Annotated in this window: 26 protein-coding genes; 13 read left to right on the forward strand and 13 right to left on the reverse strand. The window is 73.0% G+C overall.

Translation table 11 applies throughout. The features are described 5' to 3' along the window. Positions 1 to 30 precede the first annotated feature (30 nt). From ABZW30_RS19630 to ABZW30_RS19650, 5 genes are all read left to right on the forward strand, one after another. Positions 31 to 975 carry a GNAT family N-acetyltransferase gene (locus ABZW30_RS19630; RefSeq protein WP_355672387.1) on the forward strand — a complete coding sequence of 315 codons (945 nt, stop codon included), beginning with the start codon at positions 31 to 33 and terminating at the stop codon, positions 973 to 975. Then, the gene (locus tag ABZW30_RS19635) at positions 968 to 1,756 is read left to right on the forward strand and encodes an aminotransferase class IV (protein WP_355672388.1); all 789 of its coding nucleotides are present in this window, start codon (positions 968 to 970) and stop codon (positions 1,754 to 1,756) included. The genes ABZW30_RS19630 and ABZW30_RS19635 overlap by 8 nt, the downstream gene beginning before the upstream one ends. Positions 1,757 to 1,939: 183 nt before the next feature. Further along, positions 1,940 to 2,413, forward strand: coding sequence for a hypothetical protein (locus ABZW30_RS19640; protein ID WP_355672389.1), 474 nt, complete (start codon positions 1,940 to 1,942; stop codon positions 2,411 to 2,413). Beyond that, positions 2,410 to 4,020 (forward strand): multicopper oxidase domain-containing protein, encoded by a 1,611-nt coding sequence (locus ABZW30_RS19645; RefSeq protein ID WP_355672390.1) that lies wholly within the window; start codon positions 2,410 to 2,412, stop codon positions 4,018 to 4,020. The genes ABZW30_RS19640 and ABZW30_RS19645 overlap by 4 nt, the downstream gene beginning before the upstream one ends. A gap of 125 nt (positions 4,021 to 4,145) precedes the next feature. Continuing rightward, on the forward strand, positions 4,146 to 5,504 hold the full coding sequence (locus tag ABZW30_RS19650; protein ID WP_355672391.1) for a DUF2252 domain-containing protein: 1,359 nt from the start codon (positions 4,146 to 4,148) through the stop codon (positions 5,502 to 5,504). Here ABZW30_RS19650 and ABZW30_RS19655 read toward each other — a convergent pair. After that, entirely contained in the window at positions 5,482 to 5,613 is a 132-nt protein-coding gene (locus tag ABZW30_RS19655; protein ID WP_355672392.1) for a hypothetical protein, read from the reverse strand. The two genes, ABZW30_RS19650 and ABZW30_RS19655, sit on opposite strands and share 23 nt — an antisense overlap. A 273-nt stretch (positions 5,614 to 5,886) precedes the next feature. On the opposite strand from ABZW30_RS19655, the gene ABZW30_RS19660 reads away from it, so the two are divergent. From ABZW30_RS19660 to ABZW30_RS19670, 3 genes are all read left to right on the forward strand, one after another. After that, complete coding sequence (locus tag ABZW30_RS19660) at positions 5,887 to 6,303, forward strand: ester cyclase (protein WP_355672393.1); 417 nt, start codon at positions 5,887 to 5,889, stop codon at positions 6,301 to 6,303. A 105-nt stretch (positions 6,304 to 6,408) separates the two neighbouring features. Next, positions 6,409 to 6,933 carry a GNAT family N-acetyltransferase gene (locus ABZW30_RS19665; RefSeq protein ID WP_355672394.1) on the forward strand — a complete coding sequence of 175 codons (525 nt, stop codon included), beginning with the start codon at positions 6,409 to 6,411 and terminating at the stop codon, positions 6,931 to 6,933. Between the two features lie 52 nt (positions 6,934 to 6,985). Then, positions 6,986 to 7,900, forward strand: a complete 915-nt coding sequence (locus ABZW30_RS19670; RefSeq protein WP_355672395.1) for a hypothetical protein — start codon at positions 6,986 to 6,988, stop codon at positions 7,898 to 7,900. A gap of 147 nt (positions 7,901 to 8,047) precedes the next feature. Here ABZW30_RS19670 and ABZW30_RS19675 read toward each other — a convergent pair whose 3' ends face one another. Together ABZW30_RS19675 and ABZW30_RS19680 are read right to left on the reverse strand one after the other, a co-directional pair. Beyond that, positions 8,048 to 8,956: a diacylglycerol kinase gene (locus ABZW30_RS19675; RefSeq protein ID WP_355672396.1), complete on the reverse strand. Its 909-nt coding sequence runs from the start codon at positions 8,954 to 8,956 to the stop codon at positions 8,048 to 8,050. Further along, positions 8,953 to 10,575, reverse strand: a complete 1,623-nt coding sequence (locus ABZW30_RS19680; protein ID WP_355672397.1) for an FAD-linked oxidase C-terminal domain-containing protein — start codon at positions 10,573 to 10,575, stop codon at positions 8,953 to 8,955. Before ABZW30_RS19680 ends, ABZW30_RS19675 begins: the two co-directional genes overlap by 4 nt. Before the next feature lie 20 nt (positions 10,576 to 10,595). Here ABZW30_RS19680 and ABZW30_RS19685 point away from each other — a divergent pair, with 20 nt between their 5' ends. Both ABZW30_RS19685 and ABZW30_RS19690 read left to right on the forward strand, forming a co-directional pair. Beyond that, positions 10,596 to 11,261, forward strand: coding sequence for a helix-turn-helix domain-containing protein (locus ABZW30_RS19685; RefSeq protein ID WP_355672398.1), 666 nt, complete (start codon positions 10,596 to 10,598; stop codon positions 11,259 to 11,261). Next, entirely contained in the window at positions 11,258 to 12,829 is a 1,572-nt protein-coding gene (locus ABZW30_RS19690) for a glycerol-3-phosphate dehydrogenase/oxidase (protein ID WP_355672399.1), read from the forward strand. Before ABZW30_RS19685 ends, ABZW30_RS19690 begins: the two co-directional genes overlap by 4 nt. A 74-nt stretch (positions 12,830 to 12,903) precedes the next feature. On the opposite strand, the gene ABZW30_RS19695 is transcribed toward ABZW30_RS19690, so the two are convergent. The 4 genes from ABZW30_RS19695 to ABZW30_RS19710 form a co-directional block, all read right to left on the reverse strand. Beyond that, positions 12,904 to 13,254, reverse strand: coding sequence for a VOC family protein (locus ABZW30_RS19695; RefSeq protein WP_355672400.1), 351 nt, complete (start codon positions 13,252 to 13,254; stop codon positions 12,904 to 12,906). Position 13,255: 1 nt separating this feature from the next. Further along, on the reverse strand, positions 13,256 to 13,453 hold the full coding sequence (locus tag ABZW30_RS19700) for a CopG family transcriptional regulator (RefSeq protein WP_355672401.1): 198 nt from the start codon (positions 13,451 to 13,453) through the stop codon (positions 13,256 to 13,258). Between the two features lie 114 nt (positions 13,454 to 13,567). Beyond that, positions 13,568 to 13,981, reverse strand: coding sequence for a hypothetical protein (locus ABZW30_RS19705; protein WP_355672402.1), 414 nt, complete (start codon positions 13,979 to 13,981; stop codon positions 13,568 to 13,570). 90 nt (positions 13,982 to 14,071) lie between these two features. Next, the gene (locus ABZW30_RS19710; protein ID WP_355672403.1) at positions 14,072 to 14,365 is read right to left on the reverse strand and encodes a hypothetical protein; all 294 of its coding nucleotides are present in this window, start codon (positions 14,363 to 14,365) and stop codon (positions 14,072 to 14,074) included. 282 nt (positions 14,366 to 14,647) lie between these two features. Here ABZW30_RS19710 and ABZW30_RS19715 point away from each other — a divergent pair, with 282 nt between their 5' ends. Beyond that, positions 14,648 to 15,223, forward strand: a complete 576-nt coding sequence (locus tag ABZW30_RS19715; protein ID WP_355672404.1) for a TerD family protein — start codon at positions 14,648 to 14,650, stop codon at positions 15,221 to 15,223. Positions 15,224 to 15,298: 75 nt separating this feature from the next. On the opposite strand, the gene ABZW30_RS19720 is transcribed toward ABZW30_RS19715, so the two are convergent. Next, positions 15,299 to 16,531: a monooxygenase gene (locus tag ABZW30_RS19720; RefSeq protein ID WP_355672405.1), complete on the reverse strand. Its 1,233-nt coding sequence runs from the start codon at positions 16,529 to 16,531 to the stop codon at positions 15,299 to 15,301. Positions 16,532 to 16,744: 213 nt separating this feature from the next. On the opposite strand from ABZW30_RS19720, the gene ABZW30_RS19725 reads away from it, so the two are divergent. After that, positions 16,745 to 18,787 (forward strand): NADPH-dependent 2,4-dienoyl-CoA reductase, encoded by a 2,043-nt coding sequence (locus tag ABZW30_RS19725; RefSeq protein ID WP_355672406.1) that lies wholly within the window; start codon positions 16,745 to 16,747, stop codon positions 18,785 to 18,787. A gap of 177 nt (positions 18,788 to 18,964) precedes the next feature. Here the strand turns inward: ABZW30_RS19725 and ABZW30_RS19730 are convergent, their stop codons facing one another. From ABZW30_RS19730 to ABZW30_RS19750, 5 genes are all read right to left on the reverse strand, one after another. Continuing rightward, the gene (locus tag ABZW30_RS19730) at positions 18,965 to 19,378 is read right to left on the reverse strand and encodes a hypothetical protein (protein WP_355672407.1); all 414 of its coding nucleotides are present in this window, start codon (positions 19,376 to 19,378) and stop codon (positions 18,965 to 18,967) included. Further along, positions 19,375 to 19,821, reverse strand: coding sequence for a protease inhibitor I42 family protein (locus tag ABZW30_RS19735; protein WP_355672408.1), 447 nt, complete (start codon positions 19,819 to 19,821; stop codon positions 19,375 to 19,377). Before ABZW30_RS19735 ends, ABZW30_RS19730 begins: the two co-directional genes overlap by 4 nt. Before the next feature lie 7 nt (positions 19,822 to 19,828). Beyond that, positions 19,829 to 21,415 (reverse strand): peptidoglycan-binding protein, encoded by a 1,587-nt coding sequence (locus tag ABZW30_RS19740; protein WP_355672409.1) that lies wholly within the window; start codon positions 21,413 to 21,415, stop codon positions 19,829 to 19,831. A 40-nt stretch (positions 21,416 to 21,455) separates the two neighbouring features. Beyond that, positions 21,456 to 21,791, reverse strand: coding sequence for a hypothetical protein (locus ABZW30_RS19745; RefSeq protein WP_355672410.1), 336 nt, complete (start codon positions 21,789 to 21,791; stop codon positions 21,456 to 21,458). A 104-nt stretch (positions 21,792 to 21,895) separates the two neighbouring features. Next, positions 21,896 to 22,288: an HGxxPAAW family protein gene (locus ABZW30_RS19750; protein WP_355672411.1), complete on the reverse strand. Its 393-nt coding sequence runs from the start codon at positions 22,286 to 22,288 to the stop codon at positions 21,896 to 21,898. Between the two features lie 108 nt (positions 22,289 to 22,396). Here ABZW30_RS19750 and ABZW30_RS19755 point away from each other — a divergent pair, with 108 nt between their 5' ends. Further along, positions 22,397 to 22,882 carry a MarR family transcriptional regulator gene (locus tag ABZW30_RS19755; RefSeq protein WP_355672412.1) on the forward strand — a complete coding sequence of 162 codons (486 nt, stop codon included), beginning with the start codon at positions 22,397 to 22,399 and terminating at the stop codon, positions 22,880 to 22,882. Positions 22,883 to 22,937 lie beyond the last annotated feature (55 nt).

The following is a 22,937-nucleotide window of genomic DNA, read 5'->3' on the forward strand; positions in this document are numbered from 1 at the left end:
CGTGCCCGGCGGCCCGCTATCGTGGCACGTGTGAGGTCGTGGGATGCCGCGGTGGAGCGGGCGCAGGGGCGGTTGGCGGCGGGGGAACGGCTGCGGGCGGCGGGGGAGGGGGAGGAGCGGCGGTTCGCGCTGTGGGACTTGGCGTCACTGGTGGAAGGCGAGCTGGGCGAGGCGGTCGACCCGGACGCGCTGACGGCGCGGGCCGAGCGCGGGTGGCGCGAACGGCTGGGGGAGAGCGGGCGGGAGTGGCCCGGCGGGGAGCTGTACCGGCGGCGGTACTGGATCCGGGACGACCGCGCGGAGGTCGTCGGCACCGTCGCGGTGGACAACTGGACCAGGGGGCCGAGCCAACTCGCCGTCAGTTCCCTCTACGTGCGGCCCGAGGCGCGCGGTCGCGGGCTGGCGGCCGCCGCGCTGGACGAGGTGTACGCGGCGGCCACCGCCGAGGGGCTGCCCGGTTTCCGGTTGGAGGCGCACTGGACCTGGCAGCCGGCGGTCCGCTACTACCTGCGCCGGGGGCTGTGGGTGGTGGGCTGGAAACGGTCGCTGTCGCTGGCCCGGATGCCCCAACTGCCGCTGCACCGGGTGCGGGAGGAGGGTGGGCGGCTGCTCCTGCTGGTCGCCGACCGGCAGCGCGGGTGGGTGCCGATACTGGCCGCCGGGCGGGAGGGGCGTTGGCTGCGGCTGGACGAGACCGCCGACTACCGGGGCTGTGACGGCTGGGTGCACGAGTACGCGCGCTCGACGCTGGCGCTGTACCTGGCGCTGGCGGGGTGGCCGATGGTGCGCGGGCCGCAGTGGTGGGCGGAGGCGTGGCGCTGGTCGGACGCGGGGGAGCCGGAGGGGCTGGCGTTCAAGATCGAGCAGTTCGAGCGGGCCGCCCGGACGAGGGCGGGCCGCGCGGTCGCCGGCCCGAACCGTCCGGTGCCGACGCCGGGGGCGACCCCGCAGCTGGCAGACTCGGGGGATGGCTGAGATCGAGATCGACGGCGCGCCCGCCGACCCGGCGCGGCTCGCCGCCCTGGGGCTGCTCAACTACGGGCACTTCACGACCCTGCGCGTCGAGGCGGGCCGGGTGCGCGGTCTGACGCTGCACCTGGAGCGACTGGTCCGGGACTGCCGGACGCTGTTCGGCGCCGAGTTGGACCGGGCGGTGGTCCGGGAGCGGATCCGCGCCGCGCTGCCCGCCGACGGCGGGCCGGGGATCGTCCGGGTCACGGTCTACGACCCCGCCCTCGGCCTGGAGCGGCCCGCCGCCCCCGCCGCGCCCGCTCTGCTGGTGACCACCCGCCCTGCCGCCACGGCCGAACCGGCCCCGCTGCGGGCGCGTACGACGGTGTACCGGCGGGAGCTGCCCGAGGTGAAGCACGTCGGGCTGTTCGGGCTGGTGCACCAGCGTCGGCTGGCCCAACTCGCCGGGTACGATGACGCGTTGCTCGCTGACGAGGACGGCCTGGTGACCGAGGGCGCCACCTGGAACATCGGCTTCCTGGCCGGGGAGCGCCTGGTCTGGCCCGAGGGCCCCAGCCTGCGCGGCGTCACCGAGGCGCTGCTGGCCGGCGCGTACGACGGCCCGCAGTCCCGCGAGCCCGTCCACGCCACCCGGCTGGACGCGTTCGACGCGGCCTTCGCCGTCAACGCGGGCGTCGGTGTGCGCCCGATCGCCGCCGTGGACGACACCGCCTTCGACCCGGCCCACCCCGTGCTCGCCGAACTGCGCGCCGCCTACCGGGGGATCGCCGCCGAGCCCGTGTAACGGGCCGGTCTTGCGGCAGGCCCTGGGGACAGCCCAGCCCCGGGCGGGTGACAAACCCTGGGGAGCCGACGCAAAAGGGGTGGTGGGAACCGCCAAATACCTTTGATTTACCTGATCATGATGGCCGATCAGCTACGCTCTCGCCCGCCCCGCCCGACCCGCCGAAGCAGAGAGTAGCCCGACATGAGTAGTCCCCCTGCCGCTCCCGCACCCCGCTGGCCGCTGATCCTGCTGCGGGTCTCCACTGTCGTGCTGGCGCTGCTGGCCCTGCTCCAGGTCATGCTGGCCGGCAGCTTCCTGAACGGCACCTACGAATCCCTCAAGGACCACGAGGGCACCGCGATGACGATCGGCACCGTGGTGGTGCTGCAGCTGGCGGTGGCCGCGCTGGTCCGGCGGCCCGGTCGCGGCCCGCTCTGGCCGCTGTGGACCACCGCCGTGCTCGCCGTCGCCGTGGTCGGCCAGATCGCGGCCGGCTACGCCCGGGCGATGGGCGTGCACGTCACCCTCGGCGTGCTGCTGGTCAGCGGCGTCCTGTTCGGCCTGGTCGGCGCCTGGCGGCTGCCGCTGCCGGCCCGAGCGGGCCTGCCCGAGGGCGGCGCGGACGGCGGCGGACGGTTGCCGCGCCCCGGCGGGCCGGTGGAGGTGAGCAAGTGAACCGGCGCCGGTTCCTTGGCATCGGCGCCTCGGTGCTCGGTGCGGGTGCGCTGGCCGCCGTCGCCGTCCCCTCGGCGGCCTGGCTGCTCGCCGAGGGGCGCCCCGGCCGGCTGCTGAGCAGCGAACTCGACCTGCCGGAGGCCTTCCAGGTGCCGCTGCCGGTGCCGGCCGTGCTCCAGCCGGTGCGCACCGACGGCACCAACGATTACTACGAGATCACCCAGAAGGTCGCCGAGCTGGAGATCCTCCCCGGGGTCAAGACCGAGGCGTGGACGTACGGCGGCAGCTACCCCGGGCCGACCGTGGTCACCCGCTCCGGGCGGGCGGCGGTGATCAAGCACCGCAACGAGCTGCCGGTGGCGTCCGTGGTCCACCTGCACGGCGGGCACACCCCGGCGGACAGCGACGGCTACCCGGTGGACCTGCTGCTGCCGGTGGGGTCCTCCGGCGCGGCCGCGTCCATGTCCCCGGGTTCCGTGTCCCCGGGTTCCATGTCCCCGGGGACCATGGACGGCATGCCGGGGATGCGGCACGCGGCGGGACGCAACACGGTCGGCGAGCGCACCCACACCTACCCGGGCAAGCAGCGCGCCGCCACCCTCTGGTACCACGACCACCGGATGGGCTTCACCGGCCCCGGCGTCTGGCGCGGCCTGTCCGGCTTCCACCTGGTCCACGACGACGAGGAGGGCGCCCTGCCGCTGCCGCGCGGCGAGCGCGACCTGCCGCTGATGCTCGCCGACCGCTCCTTCGCCGCAGACGGCTCCTTCCGCTACCCGTCCACCGACGCCGCGCTCGCCGTGCCCGGAGTCACCGACGACTACATGAACGGCGTGCTCGGCGACGTCATCCTGGTCAACGGCGCCCCCTGGCCGCGCCTGGACGTCGACCGCGCGCACTACCGGCTGCGGCTGCTCAACGCCTCCAACGCCCGGCTCTACCGGCTCGAACTCGACCCGCAGCCCTCCGGCGGCGACGCGCTGGTCCAGATCGGCTCCGACGGCGGGCTGCTCGCCGCCCCGGTCGCCCACGACGGGATCGAGATCGCCCCGGCCGAACGCTTCGACGTGGTGGTCGACTTCTCCCGCTACCCGCCCGGCACCCAGGTGCGCCTCCTCAACCGCTTCGGCAGCGGGCGGACCGCCGAGGTGATGCGCTTCGACGTCTCCTCCCGGCCGGTGAGCGACGACGCCCGGGTGCCCGACAAGCTGTCCGTGATGGAGGAGTTGGACGCCTCGGCGGCCGTCACCACCCGCGACTTCAGGTTCCGCCGCAGCCGCTCCGACGGCTGGACCATCAACGACGACCCGTACCAGCCCGGGCGCAGCCTCGCCACCCCCGCGCTCGGCAGCGTCGAACGATGGCGCTTCTCCACCGACGTGCACCACCCCGTGCACCTCCACCTCGACCACTTCCAGGTGATCGGGCGCAACGGCAAGGACCCGGGCCCGTGGGACGCGGGCTGGAAGGACACCGTCGACCTGCGCCCGGCCGAGGCGGTGGAGGTGCTGGTGCGGTTCACCGACTACGCGGGGACGTACATGATGCACTGCCACAACCTGGAGCACGAGGACATGGCGATGATGGCCGACTTCACGGTGGGGTGACCGGTCGGCCTCACCCGATCGGCCGAGTGCCGGAGGGCGCGGCATGCGCCCTCCGGCGCTTGTGTCCTAGCGTCGCGGTGAGGTGTACGCGTTGAAGGTTGCCTGGTGACGGACGGAGCCGCCGCATGACCACCCCCGCCGAACGCCGCCGTACCGGCCGGGCCGCCCGTGAGCGCGTCTCCCGCGCCGACCACGGCCGGTGGATCCCGGCCGCCGACCGGCCCGACCCGCTCGGTGTGCTGGAGGCACAGGGCGCCGACCGGGTCACCCGGCTGCTGCCGATCCGCTACGGGCGGATGGCCGACAGCCCGTTCAGTTACCTGCGCGGCGCCGCCGCCGTGATGGCCGCCGACCTCGCGGCCGTCCCGAACACCGGCCTGACCGTCCAACTCTGCGGCGACGCACACCTGTTGAACTTCGGCGTGTACGCCTCGCCGGAGCGCGCGCTGCTCTTCGACGTCAACGACTTCGACGAGACCTACCCCGGGCCCTTCGAGTGGGACGTCAAGCGCCTGGCCGCCAGCGTCGCGGTCGCCGGCCGGGACAACGGCCAGGGGGACCAGCGCGCCCGGCACGCCGCGCTCGCCGCCGTCCAGAGCTACGCCACCGCGATGCGCCGGCTGGCCGGGAGGGGTGAACTCGACGTCTGGTACAGCCGGATCGACGCCGCCGACCTGTTGCCGCTGGTCGGCAAGGACAAGCGGCGCCGACGGACCGAGGCCGAACTCGCCCACGCCCGGCGCCGCACCAGCCTGCAGGCCTTCGGCAAGCTCACCGAGGAGCGGGACGGGCAGCGGCGGATCATCGGCTCGCCGCCGCTGATCGAGCCGCTGAAGAAGACCGAACTGCGCGACATCGGCAAGGTGTTCAGCGACTACCGGGCCACTCTGGCGGAGGACCGCCGGGTGCTGATGGACCGCTACCGGTTCGTGGACGCGGCGATGAAGGTGGTCGGCGTCGGCAGCGTCGGCACCCGCTGCTTCATCCTCCTGCTGGAGGGCAGGGACACCGGTGACCCGCTGTTCCTGCAGCTCAAGGAGGCCGGCCGGTCGGTGCTCGAGGACCACCTGCCGCCCACCCGGGTGGACGCCGAGATCACCGCCCACCACGGCGGGCGCCGGGTGGTCACCGGGCAGCACCTGATGCAGGCCGCCAGTGACATCTTCCTCGGCTGGACCGCCGGCCCGGCCGGGCGCCACTTCTACGGCCGCCAACTGCGCGACATGAAGGGCTCGGTGGAGGTCGACTCGATGACCCCCTCCGGTCTGCGCGCCTACGCCGACCTGTGCGGGCGCACCCTCGCCCGGGCCCACGCCCGCACCGGCGACCGCCTCGCCATCGCCGGCTACCTGGGTGGTGCCGACACCTTCGCCGAGGCGGTCGCCGACTTCGCGATGCGGTACGCGGACCGGACGGCGGCCGACCACGCGGAGCTGGTCGAGGCCATCGAGGCCGGGCGGGTCACCGCGACGCGGGGCGTGTGAGGACGGGGAGCGGGGTGAGCGGGGAGTCGTCGACGATCAGCGAGGAGAAGCCCGACTCCTCGGCCCCGCGGGCGAATCCGATCAGGTCGCGGGGGTTGCCGGCGGGCACCCAAGTCGCTCGATCGCCTTCCGTCGTGCTCCGGCATCGGGCTCGGTCCACAAGGCGGCGTAACAGTCGGCGAGTTGCTGGGCACCGGTGGTCATGGCCGGCTCCTTCACGGGTTCGGTCGGGCACTGTGTGCTCCCGTCCTCGGAGCGGCGCGGCGGCCGGACAATTCCCCCCCGGGAATGCCCGCCGCTCCCGGGTGGAAGGCGTGCGGCGTCCGTGGGAACGTCGAGAGCGGGGGAGTCCTTGGCCGCTGCCCCGCGGGAGGTGGACGTCATGAGCGCCGAGGTCAACAAGCAGATCGTGGACGGCTTCGACGCCCTGGCCCGGGCCGGGGACGTCGCCCGCCTGGACGAGCTCTGCACTCCGGACCTGGTCAACCACGCCCTCGCCCCCGGCCGCCCGGCCGGCCTCGTGGGCACCCGGGAGTACCTGACCACGATGGCCGGGCAGTTCGAGGACGACCACTGGCGCAGCTGCCTCACCGTCGCCGAGGACGACCTGGTCGTCCAGTTCGGCCTGCGGGCCGGCCACTGGGCGGGCGGCGATTTCCTCGGCTTCCCCACCCACAGCGGGAACTACGCCCGGGACGTCGCCTTCGCGTACCGGCTGAGGGAAGGGCGGATCGCCGAGCGCTGGGCGATCCGCGACGACCTCACCATGATCCGGCAGCTCGGCGGCATCCGGCTGTGAGCCGGGATCGCGCTCCGGGCGGCCGGTAGGCTGCCGCGGCCTCCGTCTCCGAAGCACCCCGTTTTTCGCTTGCCCGGGCGGGCGTGGTGCCGTTGGGTTGGCGGCATGAACGAACTGTGCACCGACCGCTTGCTGATCCGCCGCTGGCGGGAGGCCGACCTCGCACCCTGGGCCGCGATGAACGCCGACCCGGAGATCCGCGAGCACCTCGGCGGCACCCTCACCCGCGAGCAGAGCGACGCCTCGGTGGCGCGGTACGAGGTGGCGATCGAGAAGCGCGGGTACGGGTGGCTGGCCGTCGAGGTGCGGGAGAGCGGCGAGTTCGTCGGTTTCGTCGGCCTGGACGACGTCGAGGAGCAGGACCTGGTCGGCGGGGTCGAGATCGGCTGGCGTCTGGCGCGCTCCGCCTGGGGCCACGGCTACGCGACGGAGGCGGCCCGCGCCGTCCTCGCGTACGGCTTCGACACGCTCGACCTCTCCGAGATCCTCGCCCTCACCACCGCCGCCAACCTGCGCTCCCAGGCCGTGATGCGGCGCCTCGGGATGTCGCACGACCCGGCCGAGGACTTCGACGACGCCGAGGGGGGTCGCAATGTGGTGTTCCGTCTGCGGCGGGAGGACCGGGCCTGAGCCGTCAGGGGCCGGCGCCGATCGTGTCAGTGGCCTGTGCAAGGGTGACCGCATGCTGGCGATCACGGTGCAGACGAACGACACGCGGCACCTTCGGATGACCGCGGAGGAACTGGCGGGGCTGGTCCGGCGCATCGGCGCGGGGGCCGACTCCTTCCTCGTCGTGCAGCGGATACCGGACCTGCCGGACGTGTACATCCAGATGTGCCACAAGGACGGCGGCGACTACACGCTGGAGCACCGCGACGGTTCCGCCGCCCGGCACTTCGAGGTGCGGGTGGACGGGCCGGAGCCGGTGGTCGCGGCGATGACGGGGTGGGCGCGCCAGGAGCCGGGCTGGGGTGACGGCCTGGACTGGGCACCGCTCGACTTCGGGCCGCCGGAGCCCGTGCCTGCCCTGGTGCTGGAGGCGGACGAGCGGCGGGAGCTGGAGGATCAGCTGCGGCTGACGCTGGCTTGCGGCTACACCGACCGCGCCCGGCTCGCCGAGCAGGCGGAGGAGTACCTGGTGTCGGGGGAGCGACGCCCGGTCTCCCGGGCGCAGGCCGAGCAGCTCGCCGACCGGCTGTGGCTGGAGCGGGTCGGCGTGCAGAGCGGCTGGATCGGCGAGACGGATCCGGAGCGCCTCGCCCGTGCCTTCGCCGCCCTGGAGGAGACCGGCATCACCGCGCGGGAGCACTTCACCTGTTGCCGCTCCTGCGGCCAGGCCGAGATCGGCGCGGCCGGGGAGCCGGACGCGCGCGGCTTCGTCTACTTCCACTCCCAGTGCACCGAGTCCGCGGCCGCCGGGCACGGCCTGACCCTGCTCTACGGCGGCTTCGACGGGTCGTCGGAGACCACCACGGCCGTCGGCAAGGAGGTGGTCGCCGCCCTGGCGGCCGTCGGGCTGCCGACGGTCTGGAGCGGTGACCCGTCGGACGCGATCGAGATACGCCCGCTGCTCTGGCGTCGCCGCCTCGTCGGATGAAGCCGGAGCAGGTGCCGCGGAGCAACGCCCGGGAGGTGCAGTGCGGCGTGCGGCGGCAGTGATCGCGGCGGCCAGGAGGGGGCGGGCCCGCGCGGACGGGGCCTGAGTCCCCCCTGGCGGCGTGGGCCGCCCGGGGGACGTCACGGCTCACGGCACCAGCAGTCGCAGGGCCTCGCGCTCCACCGTGACCTCGACCGGCAGGGCCGTGATGAACTCGCCGTCGGCGTAGGCGGTGATGCCCGGGGACTCGATCCGCAGGGATTCGGTGCGCAGCGTGGTGACCTCCGGGTGGCTGACGTGGGTGCCCTTGAAGATGGTGGGGAAGAAGCGGGCGATCCGCAGCCGGGGCATGGCGTCGACCAGGGTGACGTCGAGCAGGCCGTCGTCGGGGAGGGCGGAGGGGCAGATCAGCATGCCGCCGCCGTAGCTGCGGGTGTTGCCGACGGCGGCCAGTGTGAGGTCGCGTTCGATGACGGTGCCGTCGGCGAGGGTGATCCGGAACGGCAGCGGGCGCAGGTTGGCGAACTCGGCGAGGATGGCCAGGTTGTAGCGCATCCGGCCGCGCGGCCACCGCAGCCGGTTGGCGCGGTCGCTGACCAGCGAGTCGAAGCCGGTGGCGAGGACGGAGCCGTACCAGCGGACGGCGCCGTCCGGGCCGGTGATCCGGCCGAGGTCGATGCCGCGCACCCGCCCGGCGGCGATGACGTCGGCGGCGGCCTCGGGGGCGGCGATCGGCAGGCCGTACTCGCGGGCGTGGTCGTTGCCGGTGCCGGCCGGTATCACACCGAGCGGGACGGTGGTGCCGGCCAGGGCCTGGAGGGCGAGGTTGATCATGCCGTCGCCGCCGACCACGACCACCGCGTCCACGCCGTCCGCCGCCGCCTCGCGGGCCAGGCGGACGCCGTCCTCGGCGGAGCGCCCGGCCTGCGGTTCGACCTCGACTCCGAGGGCGCGCAGGCGGGCGACGGCCCGGTGGGCGGCGGGTTCGGCGTGGCCGATGCCCGCCGCCGGGTTGGTGAGAACGGCGACCCTGCGGACGGTTCTCATGCCGGTCATGGGATCAGCTTGCCGGGGTTGAGGATGCCCGCCGGGTCGAGTTCGGCCTTGACGGCGCGCAGGATGCGCACGCCGAGGTCGCCGATCTCCTCGGTCATCCAGGGCCGGTGGTCGGCGCCGACCGCGTGGTGGTGGCTGATGGTGCCGCCCGCGCCGAGGATGGCGTCCCCGGCGGCGCGCTTGGCGACGCCCCAGCGGCTGAGCGGGTCCTCGCCCAGGGCGGAGACGACGGTGAAGTACAGCGAGGCGCCGGTCGGGTAGACGTGCGAGATGTGGCAGAGCACCAGCGCGCCGGGCAGGGCGCCGGTCAGCGCCTCGGTGACGGCCGTCCGGAGGTGGGGCAGTGCGCTCCAGCCGGCCGCGGTCTCCAGGGTCTCGCACAGAGCGCCCGCGTTGAGCAGGGAGTCGCGCAGGTAGGGGGCGTTGAACCGGCCGTGCTCCCAGGCCCGGGCGGGCTCCTCGCCGAGCGAGGTGCCGCCGGCGGCGAGGAGGACCTCGCGGGTGAGGTCGTGCCGGGCGGCGACCTGCTCGGCGCTGCCCTCGAAGACGGTGACGGCCAGGCAACCGCTGACCGCCGGGGCGCCGCCGATCTGCTCGGTCATGGCGAGGTTGATCATGGTTTCGGCCTCGTCGGAGAGCCGGATCACGGTCGGGCCGGTGCCCTGCTGCTCGACGGCGCGCAGCGCGGCCGTACCGGTGGCGAAGTCGGGGAAGCTCCACGCCTCGTACGCCTTGACGGCGGGCAGCGGGTGGACGCGCAGCCGGACGGCGGTGATGACGCCGAGGGTGCCCTCGGAGCCGAGGAAGAGCTGGCGCAGGTCGGGGCCGGCGGCCGAGGCGGGGGCGCGGCCGAGGTCCAGCACCCCGGCGGGGGTGACCACGCGAAGGCCGCGAACCATCTCGTCGAAGCGCCCGTACCCGGCGGAGTCCTGGCCGGAGGAGCGGGTGGCCGCGAAGCCGCCGATGGTGGCGAAGCGGAAGCTCTGCGGGTAGTGGCCGAGTTCCCAGCCGTGCTCGGCGAGCAGTGCCTCCGCCGCCGGGCCGGTCAGGCCGGCGCCGAGGACGGCCTCGCCGGAGGTCTCGTCCAGGTCGAGCAGCTGGTCGAAGCGGCGCAGGTCGAGCGAGACGACGGCCTGGAGGCCGCCGCGCTCGGGGTCGAGGCCGCCGACCACGCTGGTGCCGCCGCCGAACGGGACGACGGCGATCCGGTGCTCGGCGCAGACGGCCAGGACGGCGGCGATCTCCTGCTCGCTGCCGGGCACGACCACGGCGTCGGGCGCGTCCTGCGGCTCGCGGCTGCGGCGGCGCAGCAGGTCAGGGGTGGACTTGCCGCCGGCGCGCGGCAGGCGGTCGGCGTCGGCGGCGCTGATGTGCGCCTCGCCGACGGCGGCGGCCAGCGCCTTGAGGTCTTCGGCGGTGATCCGGGAGGGACGCAGCAGGACCTCCTCGGCGCTCGGCCCGGGGGCGGCGTCGCCGGTGACACCGAGGGCGGCGACGAGCAGTCCCTTGATGTCGGCGGACAGCTCCTTGGCGAGGGCCGGGTCGCCCCAGGCGTTCCACTTCATCGGGGGGAGCGGCAGCGCGGCGTTCGCCGGTCCCGCTTGCGTCTCAGGTGCCATGCGTTACAGTTTCACACATCATGTCAAGTAGTAACGTCGAGCCGACGGCAGCAGCCGAGCAGCCCCGCAGCGCCGGGAACCACCGTGTCGGGAGCAGCAGTGGCGTCGCGAACAGCGCCGCCGAGCAACCGCGCAGCACCGACGACACGATCCTGGACGCCGCCGCCGACCTGATCGTCCACCTCGGCGTCCGCCGGACCCAGCTGGCGGAGATCGCCCGCCGCGCCGGGGTCAGCCGGCCGACCGTCTACCGGCGCTGGCCGGACGTCCGGGCGGTGATCGGGGCGCTCCTGACCCGGGAGATCCTGGCCACCCTTGAGGGCACCGCGTTGGACGTCCACGGCCGGGAGGTCTTCGTGGACCGGGTGGTCGAGGTCGCCGTCCGGCTGCGCGACCACCCGGTGCTCGGCGCGCTGCTCCACTCCGACGACGACCTGCTGCTCCAGTACGTGGTGGAACGGCTCGGCACCAGCCAGCGCGGCCTGCTGGAGGCCCTGCGCACCGGCATCGAACAGGGGCAGGCCGGCGGCTCGATCCGGGCCGGGGAGTCGACCGAACTGGCGGCCATGGTCCTGCTGATCGCCCAGTCCACCGTCCAGTCGCACCGCATGGTCGCCTCCCTGTTGACCGAGGCGGCCTGGCGGCGCGAACTGGCCAGAGCACTGAACGGATACCTCGCGCCTTGACGCCCACCGCCGGTCCATCCACCGGTCCCTTCGCCGGAACCAGCCGACTCAACGCCGCCCGCCGGACGTTCGAGCTCCACGCGCTCGCCGACGACCCGCACATCGACCTGCTGGTGATCGGCGCCGGCGTCACCGGGGCCGGGGCGGCCCTGGACGCCGCCTCGCGCGGCCTGCGCACCGTGCTGGTCGAGTCCCGCGACCTCGCCTTCGGTACGAGCCGCTGGAGCTCCAAGCTGGTGCACGGCGGCCTGCGCTACCTCGCCTCCGGCCGGATCAAGGTGGCCCGGGAGAGCGCGGTCGAGCGTGGCGTGCTGATGACCCGCACCGCCCCGCACCTGGTCCGCGCCCTGCCCCAACTGGTGCCGCTGCTCCCGGACCTGCTGCGTCCCGGCCAGAGCGCGCTGATCCGCGCGGGCTTCCACGCCGGGGACGCGCTGCGGCTCAGCGCCGGGACGCCGGGCGCCCTGCTGCCCCGGGTCCGCCGGGTCGACGCCGCCCGCACCCGCCAGCTGGTGCCCGGCGTGCGGACCGCGGGACTGCGCGGCGCGCTGGTCGCGCACGACGGCCAACTCGTCGACGACGCACGACTGGTGGTCGCCCTGGCGCGCACCGCCGCGCAGTACGGGGCGAGCGTGCTGACCCGGGTGCGGGCCGAGTCCGTCACCGGAACCTCGGCGCGGCTGGTGGACACGCTGACCGGCCAGGAGCTGACCGTCACCGCGGGCGCGGTCATCAACGCCACCGGTGTCTGGGCGGGCGAGGTGGACACCTCGATCAAGCTGCGGCCCAGCCGCGGCACCCACCTGCTGGTCGACGCCGCGACCCTGGGGTTCCCGGCCGCCGCGCTCACCGTGCCGGTGCCCGGCTCCACCAGCCGCTTCGTCTTCGCCCTGCCGCAGCAGCTCGGCCGGGTGGCGATCGGTCTGACCGACGAGGACGCCCCGGGCCCGGTCCCGGACGAGCCGCAGCCCACCGAGTCCGAGCTGACCTTCCTCCTCGACACCGTCAACGCCGCCCTCGCCACCGAGCTGACCAGGGCGGACGTGCGTGGCGCCTACGCCGGGCTGCGCCCGCTGATCGACACCGGGGGCGGGAACACCGCCGACATCTCCCGGGAGCACGCGGTGCTGGAGTCCCCGTCCGGGGTGGTCACCGTGGTCGGCGGCAAGCTCACCACCTACCGGCGGATGGCCGAGGACGCGGTGGACGCCGCCGTCCGGCTGCACGGCCTGCCCGCCCGTACCTGCTGGACGGCCCGCCTCCCGCTGGTCGGCGCCCCCGGCCACCGCGACAGCCGCCCGCTGCCCGTCCAGGGAGTGCCCGCCTCGCTGCTCGCCCGCCACGGCGGTGCGGCCCGCGAGGTGCTGGCGGCGGGGGAGCTGGCGCCGGTGGCGGAGGGACTCGACGTGACTCGCGCCGAGATCGCGTACGCGGTCACCCATGAGGGCGCGCTGGACGTGGCCGATGTGCTCGACCGCCGGACCCGGATCGGGCTGGTGGCGGGGGACGCCGAGCGGGCCCGGAAGACGGTCGAGGAGATCGTCGCCGAGGTCGCTCCGGAGCGGTAGTGCGGTAGTGACACCGACGGCCGGTACGGCGGATTCGCCGTACCGGCCGGGCAGTTGTCCTCAGAAGAGGACCGTTACGACTGGGCCTTGGCCGGTGCCTGCAGGTTCCAGAGTCGCCCGTCGGGGTCGCGGACGGTCATCAGCCTGGTCCCGAAGTGGGTGTCCTCGAACGGGGTCACCACCTCCATGCCCTCGCCGGGCTGGAAGGCGTCGGCGTCGGCGACCTTCAGCACCAGCTGGAGCGGCGTCTCCCGGTCCGCGGGGACCTCCGCGATGAACACGGTCGGTCCGTCACCGTTGCGCAGCCGGCCGGAGTTGTGGTCGGTCTCGAACTCCAGCTGGTAGCCGAGACTCTGGAAGAACTTCGCGGACTTGCCCCAGTTGTGGGTCTCGATGAACACGGCTTCGATGCCTTCGGTCGTCATCTCAGTCCTCCTGGACGGATTCGTCGATTTCGTCGATCGGTTGCTCGTGCTGGGCGGTGGGGACATCGAGGTAGGCGCGCAGCGCCGCGGCGACCAGCGCCGAGAGCGACAGCTCCTCCTCGATGGCGCGGAACTTGACCTGCTTGATCAGGCCGATCGGCAGGTACACGTTGAACTGCTTCACATCGTCGTCTCCCACGGGGACGATGCTAGCAGCTTAGCTTGCTAGCAAAGTAGCCGTGCGGGATTTCGGTGCGTTTCGGCGCGCTCTTCGGACGGCTTTCGGCGAGGGGCGGCGAGGGGCGGTGGGAGGTCAGCGCGTCCAGGGGAAGGGGGCGAGGTCCGGCTCGACCCAGGCGGTGCGGGCCCGCTCGTCGGCCAGGGTCTCGGCCCGGTAGTGGCGGCTGAGCAGGTTTCGGTCGAGCAGCTCGGGGTGGCGGGCGGCGAACTCCTCGAAGTCGGCCGCGCCCTCGGCGTGGTGGGCCACCAGCTCGACCCAGGCCCGGGTCATGGTGACGTGGAACTTCTGCGGCGCCCCGGCCTTGGTGGCGGTGCGCCGGATGCCCTCGCCGACCAGGTCGAGTGCGGCGGTGGCGCCGTGGCGGCGCACGGCGAGCCAGGTGAGCCGGACGTGCTGGCGGTGGCCGAAGCGCTCGGCGTCGGCCATCACGTCGCGCAGCAGCTCGTCGAAGGCGTCGGGGGTGGTGGGGGAAGTGGGGGAGGTCATGCGGAGGCCTTCGGGCGGGGAGGGGTGGAGCCGGACGGACGATTGTAGGTTTTCGCGCGATTCGTCCGCAAACCACTCCCGCGGGCGGTTTCAGCGCGCCGTACGCTCCGGCACCGGCTGCTCGGCGCCCGCGACCGCCAGCACGCAGGCCAGCGGGTGCTCGGCCCGGCCCGTACGGTCGAGCGTCACCACGAGTGGCTGCGGCGGCTCCCCGGGCAGTTGGCCGGAGAGCGTCAGCGGGTAGCTGCCGTGGCTGTGGACGCGATGGAAGGCGCACTCCCTGCCGTCCACCAGCAGCTCGGTCTCGGTGATCCGGCCGGAGCGGACGTTGACGGTGATCGAGTGCCCGGCCCGGTCGACGTGAAAGCTGTACCGCTGGCGCATGGGAACCTCCCGCGAGGGCCTCGCATCAGGTTCGGGGCGAACCCGTCAAGGCGAACCCCGAGCAGAGCGGCCAGGGCCAGTCTAGGTCGGCCCTGCGGGCCCGGCGCCCCGGCCGGTACTGTGCCCGGGGCGCTGCGGATCATCATCGACGACGTGGGGTGGGGCCGCGGTTCCGGTTCGCGTCCCTGAGAAATTCCCGGGGTGGGCCCGCCCGCAGGCGGATTCTCGGGATCTCTACAGTGTTGTAGATTCGTCCGCAGGGAGAGATCCGAGGAGGGCATTGTGGGAGTTTCGCTGGCCAAGGGCGGCAACGTCTCGCTGAGCAAGGAGGCGCCCGGTCTGAGCGCCGTGATCGTCGGTCTCGGCTGGGACGTGCGCACCACCACCGGGGCCGACTACGACCTGGACGCCAGTGCGCTGCTGTGCAACGCGCTCGGCAAGGTGGTTTCGGACCAGCACTTCGTCTTCTTCAACAACCTGCGCAGCCCCGAGGGTTCGGTCGAGCACAGCGGCGACAACCTGACCGGTGGCGGCGACGGCGACGACGAGCAGATCAAGGTCGACCTGGCCCGGGTGCCGGCGGACGTCGCCAAGGTCGTCTTCCCGGTGTCGATCTACGACGCCGACGCCCGGCTGCAGAACTTCGGCCAGGTCCGCAACGCCTTCATCCGGATCGTCAACCAGGCCAACGGCCAGGAGATCGCCCGCTACGACCTGAGCGAGGACGCCTCCACCGAGACCGCGATGGTCTTCGGCGAGCTGTACCGCAACGGCGCCGAGTGGAAGTTCCGCGCCATCGGCCAGGGCTACGCCTCCGGCCTGCGCGGCATCGCCACCGACTACGGCGTGAACGTCTGATCCACGCAGTGGTCTGAGGGGGTTCGGCGGTCGTCCGGCCCGGTCGGCCGAGCCGGTCCGCCCGGGTGGACCGGCTCAGTCGGTCCGTCCGAGCGCGTGGCCGCCGAAACCCCCGCTGCCGGTGAGCTGTTCCCGCCACCAGGCGGTCATCGCCGGCTCGTCCATGGTCGACCAGTCCGGGGCCTCGGTGACCTGTGCCCGGCCGAGCGTGCGGCCCAGGTCCACCAACGCCAGCCCGGCCGCGCTGGTTTCACGGTCGTACTCGGCCGGCAGGGACGACCAGGACCCGTCGTCGAGCCGTCGCCCGGCCTGCTCGAAGGCGTGCGCGTCCTGCAGCGCCTTCACCGCGCCGCTGGTGTTGTGCGGGCGGACGATGGTCGCCGCGTCCCCGCCGATGAGCAGCCGGCCGGCCGTACGGCGCGGGGTCGCAAGGTCGTAGACGGGCTGCAGCAGGGTCCGTTCGCGCGGAGTCAGCGCGACCACGCCGGCCCAGTACGGAGGCAGGTGCCGCCGTGCGAACCGCCGGAGCCCGTCCAGCTGTCCGTCGGTGAGGGAGCCCGCCGCGACGGCGGTCGGGCCGTCCAGACGCAGCCAGTCCGGGGTGGGCGTGTAGAAGACCCAGTTCACCTGTGTGCTCCCGGGGGCGAGTCCGGGGATGCGGTAGATCACGACCTGGCCGCCGCGGTAGCAGACGGTGATGCACTCCTCCTCGGGCCAGACCGAGGCCCCGCCGGGCAGTTCGGCCAGCAGCGCGGAGTCGTAGCTGCCGCGCCAGCACACGTACCCGGCGTATTCGGGCACGGCCTGCGGGCAGACCGCGGCGCGGACCACCGACCGGTAACCGTCCGCACCGATCACCAGGTCGTACGGCGTACGGGTGCCGTCCGCCGATTCGACCCACCCGCCGCCGTGGTCGCCGCCGACCGCCGCGACGGTGGTGTCCAGCCGGTACTCCACCGTGTCGGGTGTCCGTTCCCGCAGGGCCTGCCAGAGCACGGCCCAGTGGTGGGAGTGGAACGGGAACGGCTGGGCCCAGAGCAGCCGCCCGCGCCCGTCCGGGCCGTCGCCCCCGCCGGCCGGCTCCCGGGTGACCCAACTGCGCACGGTGAGACGGTGGCGGCGGGTGTCCGGGGCGAGGTGTCCGGCGTCGACCAGTTCGGCGAAGCGGTCGTTGTGGGTGCAGATTCCCAGGCCGCGGTCCTCCAGCCGACCGGGGCTGCGCTCCAGCACCACGACCCGTTCCGCGCCCAGCCGGGCGGCGGCGCCGGCGAACGCGCTTCCGGCGATGCTGCCCCCGACCACGGCCACCGAGCCACCCCGCACGGTCGCCCCCTCTCACGAGTCCCGCGACGTCGGACACGACGATACGCCGCCCGGCGGGGGCGCGGGGGCGGTACGGCTCCTCCCGCGCTTCCTCCCGTGCTTTCCCCGCGCCTGGCTATGCAACTAGTTGCATAGCACCTCGACCGTCCCCTACCCTGCGGTAACAATCCCCACTGGCCGCCCCTTCAGGAGACGTCGATGAGCTCCACGCCCGGCAGCAGCCGCTACCCGCACCTGCTCAGCCCGCTCGACCTCGGCTTCACCACCCTGCCCAACCGCGTGATCATGGGTTCGATGCACGTCGGCCTGGAGGAGGCCCCCGGCGGCTACGAGCGGATGGCCGCCTTCTACGCCGAGCGCGCCCGCGGCGGCGTCGGCCTGATCGTCACCGGCGGCATCGCCCCCAACGAGGCCGGGCGCCCCTGGGAGGGCGGCGCGATGCTGACCACCGAGGAGGAGGCCGACAAGCACCGGGTGGTCACCGACGCCGTGCACGCCGCCGGCGGGAAGATAGCCCTGCAGATCCTGCACTTCGGCCGCTACGCCTACCACCGCGACCTGGTCGCCCCCAGCGCCCTGCAGGCCCCGATCAGCCCCTTCGTCCCCAACGAGCTCACCGCCGAGCAGGTCGAGCAGACCGTCGAGGACTTCGCCCGCTGCGCCGAACTCGCCCGGCGGGCCGGCTACGACGGCGTCGAGATCATGGGCTCCGAGGGCTACCTGATCAACGAGTTCATCGTCGCCGCCACCAACCGCCGCGAGGACGAGTGGGGCGGCCCGTACGAGCGCCGGATGCGCTTCCCGGTGGAGATCGTCCGCCGGGTCCGCGAGCGGGTCGGCGAGGACTTCATCATCGTCTACCGGCTCTCCATGCTCGACCTGGTGCCCGGCGGCTCCACCCTCGACGAGGTGGTCCAGCTCGCCCAGGCCGTCGAGGCCGCCGGCGCGACCGTCATCAACACCGGCATCGGCTGGCACGAGGCCCGCATCCCCACCATCGCCACCTCCGTGCCGCGCGGCGCCTTCGCCTGGGTCACCAAGCGGGTGATGGGCAAGGTCGGCATCCCGCTGGTCACCACCAACCGCATCAACACCCCGGAGATCGGCGAGCAGTTGCTCGCCGACGGCTACGCCGACCTGGTCTCGATGGCCCGCCCGCTGCTCGCCGACGCCGACTTCGTCGCCAAGGCGCGTGACGACCGCGCCGACGCCATCAACACCTGCATCGGCTGCAACCAGGCCTGCCTGGACCACACCTTCAGCCTCCAGATCACCTCCTGCCTGGTGAACCCCCGCGCCTGCCACGAGACCGAACTCGTGCTCTCCGCCACCAAGTCGCGCAAGCGCATCGGCGTCGTCGGAGCCGGACCGGCCGGGCTCGCCTTCGCCGTCTCCGCCGCCGAGCGCGGCCACGACGTCACCCTGTTCGACGCCGCCGAGGCCGTCGGCGGGCAGCTGAACATCGCCCGCCGCATCCCCGGCAAGGAGGAGTTCAACGAGACGCTGCGCTACTACCGCACCCGGCTGGCCGAGTTGGCCGTCACCCAGCGCCTCGGCGCCGTCGTGACCGCCGAGCGGCTCGCCGCCGAGGGCTTCGAGGAGATCGTCCTCGCGACCGGCGTCACGCCCCGAACTCCCGTCGACATCCCGGGAATCGACCACCCCAGCGTGCTCGGCTACCTGGACGTGCTGCGCGACGGCGCCGCCGTCGGCGAGCGGGTCGCCATCCTCGGTGCGGGCGGGATCGGCTTCGACGTGGCCGAGTTCCTCACCGACCAGGGCGACGAGGCCAGCCTCAACCCGCCGGTGTTCCAGGCCAAGTGGGGCATCGACCCGGAGTACCGCGAGCGCGGCGGACTCCGCACCCCCGAGCGGCCCAAGCCCCCGCGCAGCGTCCACCTGCTGCAGCGCAAGACCAGCAAGGTCGGCGCCGGGCTCGGCAAGACCACCGGTTGGATCCACCGCACCGAGCTCAAGCACCGCGGCGTCGCCATGGTCGCCGGTGCGAGCTACGACCTGATCGACGACGCCGGGCTGCACTTCACCGTCGACGGCGAGCGTCAACTCCTGCCCGTGGACACCGTGGTGCTCTGCACCGGCCAGGAGCCGCGCCGCGACCTGTACGAGGCGCTGCGCGAGCGCGGCGTGGCGGCGCACCTGATCGGCGGCGCCGACGTGGCCGCCGAGTTGGACGCCAAGCGGGCGATCAAGCAGGGCACCGAGCTGGCCGCGAGCATCTGACCCCAGGTGGCCGGGCCACCACCCGGTGTGCCGGGCCCGCAGCGCACCGCGCTGCGGGCCCTCGCCGTACCCCGGTCCGACCTGGAGCGGATCCCTCGGCACCCCCGTCGGCAGCACCACCCCGCCCACGGCCGTGGCGACGGCGGGGATGTCCGTCTGACCGCACCTGCTCCCGGTTCAGCTGGTCCCGTTGGCCGGGCCGGAGCGGACATCCCGGCGCATGCCCAGGATCTCCGCGACGGCGTCCAGCCAGCGGGCGAGCAGCTGGTCGCCGTCGGTGGTGGTGATGGTGGTGGCGGCCGAGCTCAGCCACTCCCGGGCGAGCCGGGTCGGCTCCTCGCCGGGCAGCGGCTCGGCGAGGTCGGCGGCGTAGCGGGCGCCACCGGCGCGCACCACCTCGGCGAGGAACGCGAGCGAGCGGGGGAACACCCCCAGCCCGTCGGCGGCCAGCGCCGCGGCGATGGCGCCCTCACCGAAGAGGGCCGTCCGGTGGGGGCCGGCGAAGGCCAGGCCGTAGCGGAGTATGGCGGGCACGTCGAGCTGTCGCAGCTCGTCGTCCGTCTTGGGGCGGAAGCGGTCGTTGGCGGTCATCGGACGGTCACCGTGTAGGTGTTGCGCACGACCCGTTTCCTGCTCTCGTCGTCGCCGAGTTTCGGGTGGTTGCAGAGTGTGCGATAGCAGTTGAAGAGGGTGATGGTGGTGGTCCCGCTGCCGTTGGCCTTGAAGATGTAATAGCGGGTGCCGCCGGCACCGTCTGCGGCCTTCGACTCTTCTGGGAGGTCGTGCACCTCGCCGACGTTGGTCACGACGGCGGCGTCCGGCTTCGGGTCGACAATGTTCCAGTAGTCGCCGTCCGAGGCGTTGTCCCAGACGGCGATCGAGAAGCGCTGGCCGACGGCGAGGCTCACCGAGCGCTCGTCCGTGCGAAGTACCCGGCCGCGGTCCGGCTCGTCCGACCCGCAGGCCGTCAGGCCGGCCGCCAGTACGACCGACAGCGCCACCGCCCGCAGCGGTGTCTTTGTGAGTGCCTTCACGGCCCGGTCACCTCGGCAGGTGGACGGCGTAGGCGGTTGGCACCCGGTTATCCGCTGCCCGGTCCATGTGGCCGTTGATGAAGTCGTCCTCGCTGACCCAGGTGGTGAAGCCCCAGGGGTTGTAGATCTGCAGCATGTTGCCCTCCTGACCGACGATCAGCAGGGCGTGGCCCTCGCGCTTGCCGTCCTTGTTGTGGCCCTCGACCCCGATCGGGACCGGCTTGCCGTCGGTGACCGCCTTCTCGATGTCCGGCAGGATCTCACGCCGGGCGTTGTCGTCCGGCAGCTTCTTGTAGTCGAAGTCGGCGCCGGTATGCGGGCTGACCTCCTTCTCCAGCACCTGCCCCTTGCCGTCCGCCTCCATGCCCTTCTCGTTGCCGTGGCCCTCCGCGTGCACACGGTGCTCCTCGTCCAGCAGTCGCTTCTGGAACGCCTCCGGGTCGTTCTCCTGGCCGGACGGACCGCCGGTCAGGTCCAGGGCGTAGAGCGGGTCGACCATCGCCCGGGCGGTGATGGTGGAGGAGGCGACGCAGGTATTCTCGCCGGCGTTTTCGCCGAGCTTCTGCCTCCATACGCCGGTGCCGAAGTTCACCATGTCCGTGTTCCTGTTGGAGCCGTCGTCATTGACTCCGCCGCTGGACTTGTCCTCGCTCTTGGTGTAAACGGGCGTCAGGTGCGTGCGTAGCCACTCCGGGTCCTTGCCGTGGATCTTGTTCTGGAAAGTGCGGATCTCGTCCATGTTGTGACCGGCCGCCAGCGCCTTCATCAGATAGGCGCGCTCCTGCGGGGAGCTGGAGGTGGCGAGCAGCTTCTCGAAGTCTCCCCGGTCCTTGTCGTTCATCTTGTTGAGGTACTCGCCGGAGCGCTTCATGTCGTTGGCGGTCAGCAGCTCGTTCAGTTCGGTCGGGCCGTCCGGGCCGGAGGTCTCGGCCAGGACCAGCTTGTCCGCGCTGGTGACCCCGTTGATCACGGGCAACTTGCCGGCCCGGGCCTCGGACGCCAGCTTGTTGAGGTCACGGGCGGCCGCCCGCGCCGCCTCGTCGGCCTTCTTGGCGGCGTCGAGCATCGACTCGACGTGAGGGATGGCGGCTTGCTGTGCCTTCTTGCGCTTGGCCTCGTCGTCGTCGTCCTCGAACCACTCGTCGAGCAAGCCTTCCCTCCCGCCGAGCTGGTTCAGCACCTGCTGGAGCTCGGAGCGTGCGGTGCTGTCCTGGCTCTGGGCGGCACGCAGCGCGTCCGCCAGGCTGTGCAGGGCGATCCCGCCGTTGTGGAGCGCCGTGGTCTGGCGGTCCAGTGCGCGGCCCGCGGCGTTCACCACCTCGGCCGCCTTTGCACCGGTGTTGCCGGTCCAGACGTCCGGTAGACGGGAGTCGGCGATCTTCACGACATCCTGGTGGAGGTGGTCCGAGTTGGCGGCCGCGTTCTTGAAGCGGGTTCCGGCGGCCTCGATGGCGCTCGGGGACCCGAGCGGCGCGTGGACGGCGAGGGCGCCCTTGATCGCGTCGATGAGGTCGTTCTTGGAGTCCGCCTCGCGGACGTCCTTCAGCCGTTCGCCCAGCGCCTTGCGGCGCTGAGCGGTGGATTCCTTCGCCATGTCGGTTTGTCAGCCCCCCCTGATCCCCGTGGTGCCGTGTTCAGCCGAAGGGGCGGTAGTCGCCGCCGGAGGCCGCTTCCCGGAGGCCGGCCACCGCAGCGCTCTCGGCCTTCTGGTAGTTGTGCGAGGAGAGGCGTACCTTGAGCGCCAGCTCGCTCAGGGCTCCCTGGATCACTGTGGTCTCGGACTGCCACGCGGTGCGGAAGTTCTGGTACGCCGGGTCGGCGTCCTCACCGCCGTACACGTTCTCGGCGAGGTCGACGGGGTCGATGGTCGCCGCGCGTATCTTGTCCTGGTCCAGGGACGCCTTGTCCAGCGCCTTCGCCTGCCCCTCGGCTCCGCCTGCCTGGATCGTGTAGCTCGAACCCTCTGCCATGGCCCCCGCCCTGTGTGCTTCCCCCCGTGCCGTCTGAATGACGGCCTTCGTGCACTCTACGTACGGGTTCGTGACCGGACCAGTTCGTATCGCTTCCGATGCGGCTACTGTTGCCGGTTCATGACGCGCCGTCCGCCGCGTGGTGGCGCCACCGGACCGCGCGAGGCCGGTGACGTCCTCGCCCCCTCGGCCTGGGGCCCGCGCCCTGCGAGGCGGCAGCCGAGGCAGTTCGGGTGGCCTCGGCGGCCGGACGGGTCGGGGGTGCGCCAGTGGCGTAGGTGGGGTGGGCGGGGGCCGGTGGGCTTGCCCCGGCCGGCGAGGTGCAGCAGCCAGCTGGCGAGTCCGCCGAGCGCGGTGAGTGCTCCGCCCGCCCAGAGGCCGGGTGCCGAGCCGAGGACGAGGGACACGCCCGCGACCGCGAAGCCGAGGGTCGCGATGGTGGAGCCGGTCCAGCCCGCGACGGTGTGGCCCATGTCGTGGTCACCGTGTGCACTCATGGTTCCTCCTGTGGTGTGAGATGGGCGGGTGGCGGTGAACGAGAAAGGGTGATGCCCCATTTCGTTTATCTCACGAGATAAGTTACTTAGATGCTAAGGAGATCCTGGGTGAAGGGCAAGCCGCGCCCCCAGGCGACGCCCGAGCAGGCGCTGTACGCGATGGACCGGATGATCGCGTTGGCCCAGTTCGGTCAGCAGGACATCGCCGCCCGGCTCGGGCTCAACGTCACCGACCTGACCTGCCTCGGTTTCGTCATCGAGGCGGCGCTCGCCGGCGAGTCGATGGCCGCCGGTGACCTCGCCGAGCGGGCGCAGCTGACCACCGGGGCGGTGACCGGGGTGCTCAACCGGCTGGAGAAGGCCGGATACGCCCGCCGCGAGGCCGACCCGGGCGACCGGCGCCGGGTGCGGGTGGTGATGGCGGACGACGCGCAGCAGCGCATCCTGCAGGTCTACGGCCCGTTCTACGAGCGGATCGGCGCGCTGTTCGCCGACTACACGCCGGACGAGACCGCGGTGATCGCCGACTGGTTCACCCGGGCGCGGGCCGTCCTGGCCGAGTCGCTGGAGGAGATCCGCGCCGAGACCTCGTAGCGGCGCAGACGGAAGAAGCCCCTGGTACCCGGCCGCAGCCGGGTACCAGGGGCTT

The sequence above is a fragment of the Kitasatospora sp. NPDC004669 genome (assembly GCF_040609455.1).
In the GTDB taxonomy this organism is placed as follows: domain Bacteria; phylum Actinomycetota; class Actinomycetes; order Streptomycetales; family Streptomycetaceae; genus Kitasatospora.

Bases quoted from the DNA above. Each gene is read 5' to 3' on its own strand.
- ABZW30_RS19745 (WP_355672410.1), bottom strand. From the start codon at position 21,791: ATGGCAGAGGGTTCGAGCTACACGATCCAGGCAGGCGGAGCCGAGGGG.
- ABZW30_RS19660 (WP_355672393.1), top strand. From the start codon at position 5,887: ATGAGCGCCGAGGTCAACAAGCAGATCGTGGACGGCTTCGACGCCCTG.
- ABZW30_RS19740 (WP_355672409.1), bottom strand. From the start codon at position 21,415: ATGGCGAAGGAATCCACCGCTCAGCGCCGCAAGGCGCTGGGCGAACGG.
- ABZW30_RS19730 (WP_355672407.1), bottom strand. From the start codon at position 19,378: ATGACCGCCAACGACCGCTTCCGCCCCAAGACGGACGACGAGCTGCGA.
- ABZW30_RS19685 (WP_355672398.1), top strand. From the start codon at position 10,596: ATGTCAAGTAGTAACGTCGAGCCGACGGCAGCAGCCGAGCAGCCCCGC.
- ABZW30_RS19670 (WP_355672395.1), top strand. From the start codon at position 6,986: ATGCTGGCGATCACGGTGCAGACGAACGACACGCGGCACCTTCGGATG.
- ABZW30_RS19725 (WP_355672406.1), top strand. From the start codon at position 16,745: ATGAGCTCCACGCCCGGCAGCAGCCGCTACCCGCACCTGCTCAGCCCG.
- ABZW30_RS19675 (WP_355672396.1), bottom strand. From the start codon at position 8,956: ATGACCGGCATGAGAACCGTCCGCAGGGTCGCCGTTCTCACCAACCCG.
- ABZW30_RS19665 (WP_355672394.1), top strand. From the start codon at position 6,409: ATGAACGAACTGTGCACCGACCGCTTGCTGATCCGCCGCTGGCGGGAG.
- ABZW30_RS19705 (WP_355672402.1), bottom strand. From the start codon at position 13,981: ATGACCTCCCCCACTTCCCCCACCACCCCCGACGCCTTCGACGAGCTG.
- ABZW30_RS19680 (WP_355672397.1), bottom strand. From the start codon at position 10,575: ATGGCACCTGAGACGCAAGCGGGACCGGCGAACGCCGCGCTGCCGCTC.
- ABZW30_RS19710 (WP_355672403.1), bottom strand. From the start codon at position 14,365: ATGCGCCAGCGGTACAGCTTTCACGTCGACCGGGCCGGGCACTCGATC.
- ABZW30_RS19750 (WP_355672411.1), bottom strand. From the start codon at position 22,288: ATGAGTGCACACGGTGACCACGACATGGGCCACACCGTCGCGGGCTGG.
- ABZW30_RS19640 (WP_355672389.1), top strand. From the start codon at position 1,940: ATGAGTAGTCCCCCTGCCGCTCCCGCACCCCGCTGGCCGCTGATCCTG.
- ABZW30_RS19650 (WP_355672391.1), top strand. From the start codon at position 4,146: ATGACCACCCCCGCCGAACGCCGCCGTACCGGCCGGGCCGCCCGTGAG.
- ABZW30_RS19635 (WP_355672388.1), top strand. From the start codon at position 968: ATGGCTGAGATCGAGATCGACGGCGCGCCCGCCGACCCGGCGCGGCTC.
- ABZW30_RS19695 (WP_355672400.1), bottom strand. From the start codon at position 13,254: ATGACGACCGAAGGCATCGAAGCCGTGTTCATCGAGACCCACAACTGG.